The organism is Streptococcus suis (genome assembly GCF_017601095.1).
GTDB lineage: Bacteria > Bacillota > Bacilli > Lactobacillales > Streptococcaceae > Streptococcus > Streptococcus suis_Z.
This window is the reverse complement of record NZ_JAGFUX010000011.1, coordinates 1-14,114: the sequence shown is the minus strand read 5'-3', so window position 1 is coordinate 14,114 and position 14,114 is coordinate 1. Positions and strand designations below refer to the sequence as shown.

Annotated in this window: 11 protein-coding genes and 1 rRNA gene; 11 read left to right on the top strand and 1 reads right to left on the bottom strand. The window is 43.2% G+C overall.

Translation table 11 applies throughout. The features are described from left to right. The first annotated feature begins 43 nt into the window (after window positions 1-43). The 5 genes from sufC to sufB all read left to right on the top strand — a co-directional run bounded on the left by sufC (window position 44) and on the right by sufB (window position 5,560). Entirely contained in the window at window positions 44-817 is a 774-nt protein-coding gene (gene sufC, locus J5566_RS08890; protein WP_208562993.1) for a Fe-S cluster assembly ATPase SufC, read from the top strand. Between the two features lie 16 nt (window positions 818-833). Further along, window positions 834-2,096: a Fe-S cluster assembly protein SufD gene (gene sufD, locus J5566_RS08885; protein WP_208562992.1), complete on the top strand. Its 1,263-nt coding sequence runs from the start codon at window positions 834-836 to the stop codon at window positions 2,094-2,096. 1 nt (window position 2,097) lies between these two features. Continuing rightward, window positions 2,098-3,324, top strand: a complete 1,227-nt coding sequence (locus J5566_RS08880; protein WP_244229005.1) for a cysteine desulfurase — start codon at window positions 2,098-2,100, stop codon at window positions 3,322-3,324. Then, window positions 3,311-3,751, top strand: coding sequence for a Fe-S cluster assembly sulfur transfer protein SufU (sufU, locus tag J5566_RS08875; protein WP_208562991.1), 441 nt, complete (start codon window positions 3,311-3,313; stop codon window positions 3,749-3,751). The genes J5566_RS08880 and sufU overlap by 14 nt, the downstream gene beginning before the upstream one ends. Before the next feature lie 393 nt (window positions 3,752-4,144). After that, window positions 4,145-5,560: a Fe-S cluster assembly protein SufB gene (sufB, locus tag J5566_RS08870; protein WP_024377883.1), complete on the top strand. Its 1,416-nt coding sequence runs from the start codon at window positions 4,145-4,147 to the stop codon at window positions 5,558-5,560. A gap of 634 nt (window positions 5,561-6,194) precedes the next feature. Here the strand turns inward: sufB and pbp3 are convergent. Further along, window positions 6,195-7,442, bottom strand: a complete 1,248-nt coding sequence (gene pbp3 / locus J5566_RS08865; protein WP_208562990.1) for a D-alanyl-D-alanine carboxypeptidase PBP3 — start codon at window positions 7,440-7,442, stop codon at window positions 6,195-6,197. A gap of 280 nt (window positions 7,443-7,722) precedes the next feature. Here pbp3 and J5566_RS08860 point away from each other — a divergent pair, with 280 nt between their 5' ends. The 6 genes from J5566_RS08860 to J5566_RS08835 all read left to right on the top strand — a co-directional run. Further along, on the top strand, window positions 7,723-9,513 hold the full coding sequence (locus J5566_RS08860) for an oligopeptide ABC transporter substrate-binding protein (protein WP_208562989.1): 1,791 nt from the start codon (window positions 7,723-7,725) through the stop codon (window positions 9,511-9,513). Between the two features lie 254 nt (window positions 9,514-9,767). Beyond that, window positions 9,768-10,766 carry an ABC transporter ATP-binding protein gene (locus J5566_RS08855; RefSeq protein ID WP_208562988.1) on the top strand — a complete coding sequence of 333 codons (999 nt, stop codon included), beginning with the start codon at window positions 9,768-9,770 and terminating at the stop codon, window positions 10,764-10,766. 2 nt (window positions 10,767-10,768) lie between these two features. After that, window positions 10,769-11,710 (top strand): ATP-binding cassette domain-containing protein, encoded by a 942-nt coding sequence (locus J5566_RS08850; RefSeq protein ID WP_208562987.1) that lies wholly within the window; start codon window positions 10,769-10,771, stop codon window positions 11,708-11,710. 2 nt (window positions 11,711-11,712) lie between these two features. Next, a complete protein-coding gene (gene opp4B / locus J5566_RS08845; RefSeq protein ID WP_208562986.1) occupies window positions 11,713-12,669 on the top strand; it encodes an oligopeptide ABC transporter permease in 957 nt (318 codons plus the stop codon). A gap of 11 nt (window positions 12,670-12,680) precedes the next feature. Next, window positions 12,681-13,583, top strand: a complete 903-nt coding sequence (locus tag J5566_RS08840) for an ABC transporter permease (protein WP_208562985.1) — start codon at window positions 12,681-12,683, stop codon at window positions 13,581-13,583. A gap of 341 nt (window positions 13,584-13,924) precedes the next feature. Beyond that, a 16S ribosomal RNA gene (locus tag J5566_RS08835) occupies window positions 13,925-14,114 on the top strand; the annotation flags it as partial.

The window sequence follows — 14,114 nt, the reverse complement described above, 5'->3', positions numbered from 1 at the left end:
TTTTTTGATATAATGAGAAAGATAATAAATAAAGGAGCATACCATGTCAGTATTAGAAATCAAAGACCTTCATGTGGAAATTGAAGGCAAGGAAATCCTCAAGGGTGTCAATTTGACCCTCAAAACAGGTGAAATTGCAGCCATCATGGGACCAAACGGTACCGGTAAATCAACCCTTTCAGCAGCCATCATGGGCAATCCAAGTTATGAAGTGACCCAAGGGGAAGTGCTCTTAGACGGTGTTAACATTTTGGAGTTAGAAGTCGATGAACGTGCCCGTATGGGACTCTTCTTGGCTATGCAATATCCGTCAGAAATTCCGGGGATAACCAACGCAGAATTTCTCCGTGCAGCTATGAACGCTGGCAAGGAAGATGAAGACAAGATTTCTGTCCGCGACTTCATCACTAAGCTGGATGAAAAAATGGAACTCCTCAACATGAAAGAGGAAATGGCAGAGCGTTACCTCAACGAAGGCTTCTCAGGTGGTGAGAAAAAACGTAATGAAATTCTGCAGTTGCTCATGTTAGAGCCAACTTTCGCTCTTCTTGACGAGATTGACTCAGGTTTGGATATTGATGCCCTTAAAGTTGTATCAAAAGGTATCAATGCCATGCGTGGTGAAGGCTTCGGTGCCATGATTATCACTCACTACCAACGCTTGCTCAACTACATCACTCCTGATGTTGTCCATGTCATGATGGAAGGTCGTGTCGTGCTTTCAGGCGGACCAGAATTGGCGCAACGCTTGGAAAAAGAAGGCTATGTCCAAGTCGCAGCAGAGCTTGGCATCGACTACAAAGAAGATGACATTTAAGTCTTTGGAGGAAGTTATGACCAAAGAAAAGATTCAAGAATTTTCAGCCTTGCAGGCAGAACCAACTTGGTTGACAGACCTGCGTCTTAAGGCTTTTGACAAAATAGCAGAGCTGGACTTGCCGGTTATCGAGCGGGTCAAGTTTCACCGTTGGAATCTAGGTGACGGAAGCCTAGCTACAAATGATGAAATCGGAGCTGTGCCAGATTTTACAGCTATCGGTGACAATCCTATGCTGGTCCAGGTTGGCAGTCAAACGGTTTTAGAACAGTTGCCAGCTGATCTAGTCGAAAAAGGGGTAGTCTTTACGGACTTTACTTCAGCTATGGATGTCATTCCAGATGTCATCGAGAAGTATCTGGGAGCAGCTGTCTCCTATGACGAGCACAAATTAGCCGCCTATAACACAGCATATTTCAACGCAACCGCGGTTCTCTATGTTCCTGACAACGTTGAAATTGACCAGCCAGTTGAGGCACTTTTCTACCAAGATAGCACTAGCCCGATTGCCTTTAACAAACGTGTTCTCATCATCGCTGGCAAAAATGCCAAGTTTAATTACCTAGAACGTTTTGAAAGTCTGGGTGACGGAGCAGTAGCGAATTCAGCCAATATTATGGTGGAAGTGATTGCCCTTGCTGGTAGCCAAATCAAGTTTGCAGCCATTGATCGCCTTGGCAAGCACTTGGATACCTACCTCAACCGCCGTGGCTATCTTGGAAACGATGCAACGATTGATTGGGCGATTGGTCTGCTCAACGAGGGGAATGTCATTGCGGACTTAGACAGCGAACTAAAAGGAAATGGTAGCCATGCCAACCTCAAGGTTGTTGGTCTTTCATCAGGCCGTCAGGTCCAAGGTGTGGATACACGCGTGACTAACTACGGTCATAATTCAGTCGGTCACATCCTGCAACATGGGGTTATCCTTGAAAGTGGAACCCTGACCTTTAACGGTATCGGTCATATTGTCCGCGGTGCCAAGGGTGCAGATGCCCAGCAGGAAAGCCGTGTTCTCATGCTATCCGATAAGGCACGCTCAGATGCCAATCCAATCCTCCTCATCGATGAGAACGAAGTTACAGCTGGTCACGCGGCCTCTATCGGACAGGTTGACCCAGAGGATATGTACTATCTCATGAGTCGCGGTTTGGACCGTGCAACAGCTGAACGCTTGGTCATTCGTGGTTTCCTAGGATCTGTTATCACAGAAATCCCTGTCAAGGAAGTCCGTGACGAGTTGATTGCCGTCATTGAAGAAAAACTAACAAAGAGATAAGATGATTGATTTTGAACGCATTCGCAAGGATTTTCCAATCCTAGACCAAGTGGTCAATGATGAGCCGCTGGTCTATTTGGATAATGCGGCGACCACTCAAAAACCGCAACAGGTACTGGATGTGCTGGTGGATTATTATCAAAAAGATAATGCCAATGTCCACCGTGGTGTCCACACCCTTTCGGAACGGGCAACGGCTCGCTATGAAGACGCTCGGCAGAAGGTGGCTGATTTTATCCAGGCCAAGTCTAGCAAGGAAATCCTCTTCACCAGAGGAACGACCACCGGTCTTAACTGGGTGGCTCAGTTTGCCAGAGAAATTCTCCAGCCAGACCAGGAAGTGATTATCTCGGTCCAAGAGCACCACTCCAATATCATCCCTTGGCAGCAAGCCTGTCAGAAAACAGGTGCCAAGCTCCGCTATGTACCCCTAAAAGACGGCGAGTTGGATGTGGATTGCCTCAAGTCCATGCTCTCCGAAAAGACCAAGTTTGTCTCCCTGGCCCACGTGTCCAATGTCTTGGGTAGCGTGGCTCCTATTGGGGAAATAGCAGAGCTGGTCCATCAAGTCGGTGCCTACTTGGTGGTGGACGGAGCCCAGTCAGTTCCCCACATGGCTGTCAACGTACAAGAATTAGATGTGGACTTCTTTGCCTTTTCAGGTCATAAGATGTTAGGACCGACAGGAATCGGCGTTATCTACGGCAAGGAAGAGTTGCTCAATCTTATGTCGCCTGTTGAATTCGGCGGTGAGATGATTGACTTTGTCTATGAGCAGTCAGCCACTTGGAAAGAATTGCCCTGGAAGTTTGAAGCTGGAACGCCAAATATTGCCGGTGCGATTGGGCTGGGAGCGGCCGTTGATTATCTGACCGAAATTGGTATGGACGCTATCCAGGCCCACGAGGCAGAACTGGTTGACTACGTCTTTCCTAAATTACAGGCTATTCCAGGCTTGACCATTTATGGCAGTCAGGACCTGTCCAAGCGGACGGGGGTTATCGCCTTTAACTTGGACGACTTGCATCCACATGATGTGGCAACTGCTCTGGACTATGAAGGTGTTGCTGTGCGGGCTGGTCACCATTGTGCCCAACCGCTTCTCAGATACTTGCAGGTGCCTGCTACTGTACGAGCAAGTTTTTACATCTACAATACCAAGTCTGACTGTGACAAGTTGGTTGAAGCAATTATCAAGACAAAGGAGTTTTTCAATGGCCCTATCTAGACTAGACTCTCTTTATATGGCAGTTGTGTCAGAACACTCCAAGTCGCCTCGCCATCGCGGGAGTTTAGAAGGTGTGGAAACGTTGGAACTCCACAACCCAACCTGTGGCGATGTGATTGAACTATCAGTCAAGATTGAAAAAAATGTGATTACCGATATTGCTTTTGACGGAGTTGGCTGTACCATTTCAACCGCATCAGCTTCTATGATGACTGAAGCAGTGCTTGGCAAAGAAATCAGTCAGATTCAAGAACTAGCAGAAATTTTCTCACAAATGGTCCAAGGCCAAGAAGGTGAACGCCAGAAGGAACTTGGAGACGCCTCGCTCCTTGCAGGTGTCGCCAAATTCCCCCAACGAATTAAATGTGCCACACTTCCATGGAATGCCCTGAAGAAAGCACTGGAACGAAGTGAGAGTGCTGAATGAAGGGCAACTGCGACATGAGCGATTTTGGTCGATATTACCAAAATCAGCGAATTAGCTCCAAAGGTTTGGGAAACCTTTGGAGGTTGGAAATGAAGCGAACGAAGTTCGTGTCATTGGTAGAAATTGATTTCGTTTTGCAAAATACGAATATCAAGTTCCAACCAAGTTTAGTGTCTTGAAGAAAGCAATCGAACGAAGTGAAGGTGCTTGCTGAGCATCAACAAACAAATAAATAAAAAATGAAAATCATACAGAAAGGATTGTTCAGTTTCTGATTGGAATTGAACAGGCCCTTAAGCTTTTGAAAAAAGATAAATCTCCTCGTGTGTTTGCACACGAAGTCGATTTCCTGTTTTTCATTTGCTTTCTTAAGGGGCTTAGTATCTTATTATTATGTCAGAAGAAAGAATTGAACCAACCCCAATTGATCTTGGGGAATACAAATTCGGTTTCCATGATGAAAACGTGGAACTGGTGGCTTCGACAGGTAAGGGCTTGAGCGAAGATGTCATTCGTGAAATGTCCCGAATCAAAGGCGAGCCTGAATGGATGTTGGAATTCCGGTTGAAATCCTACGAAACCTTCAAGAAAATGCCGATGCAGACCTGGGGAGCTGACCTGTCTGAACTGGATTTTGATGATATTGTTTACTATCAAAAACCGTCGGATAAGCCAGCACGCAGCTGGGACGATGTGCCAGACAAAATCAAAGAAACCTTTGAACGCATCGGTATTCCAGAAGCCGAGCGTGCCTACCTAGCAGGAGCCTCTGCCCAGTACGAATCAGAAGTGGTTTACCACAACATGAAGGAAGAGTACGATAAGCACGGCATTATCTTTACAGATACTGACACGGCACTCAAAGAACATCCAGAACTCTTCAAAAAATACTTTGGAAAACTCGTTCCGCCGTCAGACAATAAACTAGCTGCCCTCAACTCAGCGGTTTGGTCAGGTGGAACCTTCATCTACGTACCAAAAGGTGTTAAGCTGGATATTCCACTCCAAACCTATTTCCGTATCAACAACGAAGGAACAGGTCAGTTTGAACGCACCCTCATCATCGTGGATGAAGGAGCGAGTGTTCACTATGTAGAAGGCTGTACCGCTCCGACTTACTCGACGGCTAGCCTCCACGCTGCCATTGTGGAAATCATTGCCCACGAAGGTGCCTATATGCGTTATACCACCATTCAGAACTGGTCTGATAACGTCTATAACTTGGTAACCAAGCGTGCCCGTGCCGAGAAAAATGCAACAGTCGAGTGGATTGACGGAAACCTTGGTGCTAAGACGACCATGAAATACCCTGCGGTTTATTTGGAAGGCGAAGGAGCCCGTGGAACCATGTTGTCAATTGCCTTTGCCAACAAAGGTCAGGTCCAAGATACCGGTGCCAAGATGATTCACAATGCACCACGGACATCATCTTCAATCGTATCCAAATCTATTGCCCGTGGTGGTGGAGAAGTCAACTACCGTGGTCAAGTAACCTTTGCCAAAAACTCAGCCAAGTCAATCAGCCACATCGAGTGTGACACTATTATCATGGATGATATTTCCAAATCAGATACCATTCCATTTAATGAGATCCACAACTCACAAGTGGCCCTCGAACACGAAGCTAAAGTATCAAAAATCTCAGAAGAACAGCTCTACTACCTCATGAGCCGTGGCCTATCAGAATCCGAAGCCACAGAGATGATTGTCATGGGCTTTGTAGAACCATTCACCAAAGAACTCCCAATGGAATACGCAGTCGAACTCAACAGACTGATTGCCTATGAGATGGAGGGGAGCGTGGGTTAAGGTAACAATTCGGGGAATTGTTACCTTCCACGCTCGTCATTTTCTGTAAGAAAATGATATGTAGTGAGGAGTTCCACAGGAACTCTCACCAACCGACGTTGGAAATAGGGAGCGACGGCAGTCGCTCTTCTTTATAATCTTATAAAAATCCTATGCCTTCCACGCTCGTCATTTTCTGTAAGAAAATGATATGTAGTGAGGAGTTCCGCAGGAACTCTCTCCAATCCGAGGTTGGAGATAAGGAGCGATGGCAATCGCTCTTCTTTGTAATCTTATAAAAATCCTATTCCTTCCACGCTCGTCGTTTTCTGTAAGAAAACGATATGTAGCTAGGAGTTCCGCAGGAACTCTCTCCAACTCAATCTCCAACCGAGGTGGGAGATGAGAAGTAGGGAATACTACAAATGCCAACGCTCATTGGAAATAGAGAGCGACGGTAGTCGCCTCTTCTTTATAGTTACAGAAACGGAAGTCTAGGAAACTAGATTGCCCTACAAACGTCGCTTTCCATAAGAAGATAATAGAAAGAAGTTCCCCAGGCATTCCTATCAAATTACTCTAAAGCAATCCAATATAAAAGAACACAGAGGTATGAAGGAATCTGTGTTCTTTTTCTTCTATATAAAAAGCTAATTTACAAATTTTCGTTTACATAGCGGACAAAATGGTTCCACCAGGAAATGGGCCAGTTGGCTTCTTCAGCGGTTGATTTTGCTACCATAGTGATGGAGGGCTGCTCACCAATATAGCCGTTGCCAATGAAGTCAGTATCTGTCAGTTGTAATTGGCCGACAGCGCTGCCTTTTTCAAGCGGAGCATCAAGGACAGAAGCAGAAGGTGTGAAAGAAGCAGTCACCGGTTCGGTATTTTTGAGGCGTAGGACATAGTGTAGATTGGAAGCTGCGATTGCTCCGATGCGGTCTTTCTGTCCATTAAAAATAGCAACAGAACTAGACTGATAAGCCTGGCCTTGAGCTACAAGTGTTTTTAAAGTAAAGTACTGAAACACATAGTTCATTAGGTCATTGCTTGCGACAAAACGATTATCAGGATTCTCGACACCATCTGTTGCGTTTAGCAGTACGGTGACAATGCGCATATCATTTTCCTTAGTAGTGGCAACGAAACTTGCTCCAGCTGTATCTGACATACCGGTTTTTAGTCCATCTACACCAGCACGAGCATAGGTCCCTCCTTCAAGCATGGCATTGGTTGAAGCATAGTAATATCCACCAAAGAGGTAGCTTGCTCGTGAACTAATATCTAAAACTTGGGGATAGTCCAAAAGCAAGCGTCGAGCGATATAGGCAACGGTTGTCGCAGATAACATATTTTCATCATCTGTGCTAGAACCTGGATAAATGTTATCACCTAGAAACGAGTTGCTCAGACCAGTTGCATTGACTAAGGTATAATCGTTAAATCCCCACTCATTAAGCTGTGCCTTCATTAAGTCCACAAAGGCTGGTTCGCTTCCAGCAATGGCCTCGGCTAGGGCAATAGTAGCGCTGTTGGCTGAGGAAATAATCACAGCATGCAAGAGATCCTGAACACTATACTGACGCGCGTCTAAATTAACATTGCTGACGGCACTATCAACTGTTAGTGAGTATGGATAGTCTGAGATGGTCACTTGGGTATCCATGGACAAAGTCCCATTTTCAATAGCCTGATAAAACAAATAAATAGACAGCAGTTTGCTAACAGAAGCAACCTTTGTTTTGGTGTCAGGATCTTTAGAATAGAGGATTTTTCCTGTTGAAACCTCAAAAGCAAGGGCGTGATCAGCAGCAACTTGGTATTCTTCAGCATAAACTGCAGAAGGTAGGACAGCAACAAAAAAAAGACAGATATACATGAGATGGCGTAAAAATTTAATCATACCGACATTATACCATAAAAGGGACTGGAAAATATAAATAGAATAATTTTAAGGATATACTCAATTTCTGACATTGCTTGATAGATAATTTGAAAAAATAAAATGAAAAAAACTGACAAAACAGCGAAAAATCATTGGAAATAATGGGAAGGATTTGAAAATGAGAGTTTTTACAAAATTTTCTGACAAAAGGGTTTTCTTTAAGAAAACTTTATGGTAGAATAATCTTTACAAACAGTTAATATACTGTTAAAAATGAAAATGAAAAAAGAGGTGTTTTATGAAAAAGTCAAGTAAACTTCTTGCCTTAGCTGGTGTCTCAATTTTATCAGCTTCAGTCCTTGCGGCATGTGGCTCAAGCTCAAGTTCAGGTTCTAGCACTGCTGCTCAAAATACAACGTTCCCTACTGAAGTATCTAACGAAGGTACAGCTATCAAAGGCGGTCAGTTGAACTATGCGATTGTTGCTGCATCTCCATCTACTGGTTTGTTGATTGATGAGTTGACGGATAACAATGTAGACTCTACTTTCGGTGGCATGGTTGATGTACCGATCTTCGGCTATGATGGAAACCGTAAATTGGACGATTCAGGTCTTGCAAAACCAGAATTTGACACTGAGAACAAAACTGTAACGGTAACCTTGACTGGTAAAGACTACAAGTGGTCAGATGGCGAAGCCTTCACTATCGATGACTACATCTTCACTATCAAGGCATTAGCAGACAAAGGCTATACTGGTGTACGTTTTGATGATACATATACAAACATCGTTGGTATGGATGAGTATCGTGAAGGTACTGCAACTGACATCTCTGGTATCAAAAAAGTTGATGACTACACTGTTGTCTTGACAATGAAGAAAATGACGCCTTCTATGATGTATGCAGGTGGCGCTGTGCCAGCTCACATTGCACCTGAACACATCTATAAAGATATTCCAGTTGCAGATTGGGAAAAGAGCGAGTACTCTCGTACAGCTAAGCACGTAGGTATGGGTCCATTCACGATCAAAGAAATGGTAAGTGGTGAGTCCGTAACCTTTGCAGCAAACCCTAACTACTACAAAGGTCAACCAAAAGTTGACACTGTGAAGATGGATATCGTTTCTCCAGATACAATCGTATCCGAAATGAAAGCCGGTAACTACGATATCGCTGAGATGCCAAATGATCAATTGGATACTTACAAAGACTTCTCAAACATCACCTTGACAGGTGCTATTGGTTCTAACTACGAGTACATCGGTTTCAACCTTGGTAAATACGATACTGAAGCTGAAACAAACGTTATGAACGAAAATGCCAAGATGAACGATGTGAAATTGCGTCAAGCTATGGGTTACGCTCTAGACACGAAGACTGCAGGTGAGAGTCTTTACAATGGTCTTTACAAACCAGCGAAGTCATTGATCATCTCATTCTTCGGTGATATCCATGATTCAGAATTGGCAGGCTACACTTACGATCCAGAAAAAGCAAATCAATTGCTTGATGAAGCTGGTTATAAAGACGTAGATGGTGACGGAATCCGTGAAGGCAAAGATGGTAAAGAATTCAAGATTACATTTGCTGCTCGTAAACGTACAGAAGCAAACGAAACCTTGGTACAACAATACCTTGCTTGGTGGAAAGAAGTTGGCTTGAATGTAGAATTGTACACAGGTCGTACAATTGAGTCGAACTCATTCTACGATATGCTTCAAGCTAGCGACCAAAACATCGATGTATACGCTGGTGGATGGTCAACTGGTTACGATCCAAACCCAACTGGTTTGTATGGTGCAGATGCAATGTTCAACTTCAGCCACTTCGTATCAGATGAAAACACTAAATTATTGGAAGCAATCTCTTCAGAAGCATCATTTGATGAGGCGACTAACCTTAAAAACTATAAAGCATGGCAGACATATGCTTTCGAGCAAGCGTTTGTTATTCCTACATTTGAATCAGAAGTATTGACTGCGGTTAACAAGCGTGTGAAATACTATGACCGTCTCTACGGATCAGCTTCAAAAGCAGGATGGGAGCAAATTGAATTAGTTGCTGATAAAGGTGTCGTTGCAGAATAATATTTTGCCACTAACTCTGAGAAAAAGCCAACGAGAGTTGGCTTTTTTCGAGTTGGTGTTGGGTAATGCTAGACAAAGATTGAACAGTTGGTCAAAAAAACCTGGTATTCAAACGGTTTGTTTTTATTAAAATAGCTAGCGCAAACCTAAGAATTGTGATAGACTAATAGCAATATTCTATTTTAATAAGAATAGAAATTTGAATCCTGAGCAGGGCGTTTTGCGTACTAGCTGACGATAAAAGGAGGAAAAGCGTGAGTAAGGAAAAACCGCTTTTAGAAATTAAAGATTTGCACGTCGGATTCCGTATTGGCGACGAGTTTTTTGATGCTGTCGACGGCGTATCGATGGAATTGCAAAAAAATGAAATTTTGGCCATCGTAGGTGAATCTGGGTGTGGTAAATCAACCTTGGCAACGACCATTATGGGCTTGCACAATCCCTTAAATACAAAAATTGATGGTAGTATCCAATATGATAACAAAGAATTGGTTGGATTGACAGAAGAAAAATACAACACCATCCGCGGAAATGATATTGGCATGATTTTCCAAGATCCATTGGCGTCTCTTAATCCCTTGATGACCATTGGTGCACAAATTGATGAAGCTTTGGTCTATCATACAAACTTGACAGCTGGTGAGCGTACAGAACGTGTTTTGGAATTGCTGGCACAAGTAGGTATCCCAAATCCAAAACGTACCTTCAAGCAATACCCACATGAATTGTCAGGTGGTATGCGTCAGCGGATCATCATCGCCATCGCCCTCTCATGTAAACCACCGATTATCATCGCTGATGAACCAACAACGGCCTTGGACGTAACCATTCAAGCGCAGATTTTGGACCTCTTGAACGATATTCAAGCAGAAACCAACTCTGGAATTATCCTGATCACGCATGACCTTGGGGTCGTGGCAGAAACAGCTGATCGTGTGGCAGTTATGTATGGTGGACAATTTGTAGAGGTTGCACCTGTTGAGGAGCTCTTTACCAATCCAAAACATCCCTACACACGTTCATTATTGAAATCAAACCCACAATCTGAAGGGGAAGGTGGTGACCTTCACGTTATTGAAGGAATTGTTCCACCTATTACCAAGATGATTCGGAATGGTTGCCGCTTTGCCCCACGTATTCCTTGGATTGAAGCATCCGCTCATGAAGACAATCCAAGCATGCACGAGGTTGCACCAAACCATTTCGTACGTTGTACCTGTCACGAGACATTCTACTTTGAAGAGGAGGCTTAAGAATGGGATTTATTGAAGTTAAAGATTTAAAAGTTCATTACCCAATTCGTAGTGGCTTCTTTAACCGTGTCACAGACCATGTTTATGCTGTTGATGGTGTCAATATTGAATTTGAAGAAGGTAAAACTTATGGTCTTGTTGGTGAATCAGGTTCTGGAAAATCAACCATTGGTAAAGCTATCATTGGTTTGGAACGTGCCACATCAGGTCAAATCTTTTACGAAGGTCAAAATGTGACTAACAAATCACGCAACAAAAAAGGAAACTTTAACCGTGATGTACAAATGATCTTCCAAGATTCATTGTCAAGTTTTAATCCTAAAAAGCGTATTTTGGACATTATTGCTGAGCCGATCCGCAACTTTGATCGCATGTCTCCGGATGAGGAGAAGAAGCGTGTGCTTGAACTGCTCGACATTATTGGTTTGAATGAAGAAGCTTTGATTAAGTATCCGCATGAATTCTCAGGTGGTCAGCGTCAACGTATCGGAGTTGCTCGTGCACTTGCAAGTAACCCACGTTTAATCATCGCTGACGAACCAGTTTCTGCCTTAGACTTATCCGTTCAGGCGCAAGTGTTGAACTACATGAAACGCATTCAGGAAGAATACAAGTTGAGCTACCTCTTTATTTCGCATGACCTTGGTGTTGTTCAACACATGTGTGATGAGTTGTTCATTATGTACCGTGGTCGTTTTGTGGAAAGCGGGAACAAGAAAGATATCTATACCAATCCACAGCACATCTATACCAAGCGTCTGCTATCTGCGATTCCAGTAATTGACCCTGTTAACCGGTTGAAGAACAAAGAGAAGCGTTTGGCTGCGGAAAAAGAGTACCAGGACAAACAAGCGTTCTACTATGACGAAAATGGTCGTGTCTTTGATTTGCAGGCAATCTCGCCATCACATAGCGTAGCCTTGCCAAAGGAAGGAGGTAACTAAGTATGTGGAAAACTATTTTACGTCGTCTGCTGCTGATGATTCCTCAAATTATCATTCTTAGTATTGTCGCCTTTGCTTTTGCTAAGTTGATGCCAGGGGATCCCTTCACTGGTATGATTGACCCATCTATTGACCCAGCTATTATCGAACAAAAACGTATTGCAGCAGGTTACTATGATCCCATCCATATCCAATACTTCCGTTGGATTGGTAATCTCTTGCAAGGGGACTTCGGTCAAAGTTTTGTCTTTAAGCAGCCTGTTTTGAACATTATCATGGAACGGATGAACAACACAATTTGGTTGTCTCTGTTAACCATGGTTATGACCTATGCAATTGCCCTTCCGTTGGGTATGATTGCAGGACGCTATCAAAACTCTCTAGCTGATCGGATCATCGTTATTTATAACTTCTTGACCTTCTCAACACCGATCTTCATCTTTGCCATACTCTTGCTCTGGATGTTTGGTTTTGGTTTGGGTTGGTTCCCAACTCGTGGTTCCGTTGGATCTGGTGTTGAAGGCATTGCACTGATTTTCAGCCGCTTGCACCATATGATTCTTCCGGCCTTAACCATGGCCATCTTGTCAACTACCGGTACTATTCAGTACCTTCGTACGGGAGTGATTGATGCTAAGGGTCAAGATTATGTTCGTACTGCTCGTGCAAAAGGTGTTCCAGGAAAAGTGGTTTACAACCGCCATATTTTCCGTAACTCTATCTTACCGATCGCCTCATTCTTGGGCTATGAATTGACAGGTTTGATTAGTGGTGCAGTCTTTGTAGAATCAATTTATACCTATCCAGGAATGGGACAACTCTTTATCACATCACTTTCTAGTCGTGATTACAGTGTTATCTTGGCCTTGATTTTGATTTTTGGTTTTGCAACACTCTTGGGTACGCTTCTCTCAGATATAATTATGAGTATTGTTGACCCACGGATCCGTGTGAAGTAAGGAGGAGTCAAGTGAGTAAAAATACAAACAAACAAACAAACACGGCTTCAACTCCTCCAGGAGGATTCCGTGTCATTTCAAGAGAATTCTTAAAAGATAAGGTTGCCTTGGGATCGTTGATTATACTGGTAACAGTCTTGTTAACAGTTTTCATCGGAGCGTTTTTCTTGAATCAAGAAGAAGTGATGAAAGTAAACCTGATGGGACGATACTTGCCACCAGGTGTGGATGGTCATATTTTAGGGACGGATGAAGGTGGTAAAGACATCTTTGGTCAATTAATCATTGGTGCTCGAAATTCTATCATTATCGGTTTCTCTATTACCATTATCACAAGTATTGTTGGTGTGTCCTTAGGGGTTGTTTCCGGTTATTACGGTGGCCGCTTGGATGGTTTCTTGATGCGTGTCGTTGACTTTATCATGATTCTGCCAACCTTGATGATGATTATTGTATTTGTAACAGTTGTTAAGAACTACACAATCTTCCATTTCGTGGCAATCATGAGTGTGTTCTACTGGACCTTTAAGGCACGTTTGTTCCGGACAAGGACTCTATCTGAATCACGGTTAGATTATGTAAGTGCATCGAAAACACTTGGAACGAGCGATTTCATGATTATGTTTAGAGAGATTCTGCCAAACCTAAGTTCGTTGATAATTGTAAACTTAACATTGAACTTTGCTGGAAACATCGGTATTGAGACCTCATTGACTTATCTTGGTTTCGGTCTTCCGTCCACTGTTCCAAGTTTGGGGACCTTGATTTCAAATGCACGAAATGCAGATGTCTTGGAAAACAAAACTTGGATTTGGTTGCCGGCAGCAATCTTTATCCTTGTCATGATGTTGTGTATTAACTACATTGGTCAAGCTTTCCAAAGAGCTGCAGATGCCAAACAACGTCTTGGATAATCAAAAGAACAACTCCAATTGGAGTTGTTCTTTTGATTAAGATAAAAAAGTTTAAAAAAACTCTTGACAACAACAATCACAGGTGATAGAATAAGTGAGTTGTCTCTTGAGGGCGTTAATAGAAAAGAAACGAAAAAAAGTTTCAAAAAAGTGTTGACAAGCTTCGCAAGAAATGATAAACTAAGATAGTTGTCGCGAGAGAGTGATAACGAACAAGACCTTTGAAAATTAAAGAAGACGAACCAAACGTGCAGGGTGATTTATCTAAGGATAAATCATCAATGACAAAACAAAAACAATAAAACGGAAAGCTAGCAATAGCTTGAGTTTGAATCAAAACTTTTAATGAGAGTTTGATCCTGGCTCAGGACGAACGCTGGCGGCGTGCCTAATACATGCAAGTGGAACGCATGATTGATACCGGAGCTTGCTCCACCATTAATCATGAGTCGCGAACGGGTGAGTAACGCGTAGGTAACCTGCCTCATAGCGGGGGATAACTATTGGAAACGATAGCTAATACCGCATAAC

Coding starts and splice junctions, on each gene's coding strand:
- sufC (WP_208562993.1), top strand. CDS start 44: ATGTCAGTATTAGAAATCAAAGACCTTCATGTGGAAATTGAAGGCAAG.
- sufD (WP_208562992.1), top strand. CDS start 834: ATGACCAAAGAAAAGATTCAAGAATTTTCAGCCTTGCAGGCAGAACCA.
- J5566_RS08880 (WP_244229005.1), top strand. CDS start 2,098: ATGATTGATTTTGAACGCATTCGCAAGGATTTTCCAATCCTAGACCAA.
- sufU (WP_208562991.1), top strand. CDS start 3,311: ATGGCCCTATCTAGACTAGACTCTCTTTATATGGCAGTTGTGTCAGAA.
- sufB (WP_024377883.1), top strand. CDS start 4,145: ATGTCAGAAGAAAGAATTGAACCAACCCCAATTGATCTTGGGGAATAC.
- pbp3 (WP_208562990.1), bottom strand. CDS start 7,442: ATGATTAAATTTTTACGCCATCTCATGTATATCTGTCTTTTTTTTGTT.
- J5566_RS08860 (WP_208562989.1), top strand. CDS start 7,723: ATGAAAAAGTCAAGTAAACTTCTTGCCTTAGCTGGTGTCTCAATTTTA.
- J5566_RS08850 (WP_208562987.1), top strand. CDS start 10,769: ATGGGATTTATTGAAGTTAAAGATTTAAAAGTTCATTACCCAATTCGT.
- opp4B (WP_208562986.1), top strand. CDS start 11,713: ATGTGGAAAACTATTTTACGTCGTCTGCTGCTGATGATTCCTCAAATT.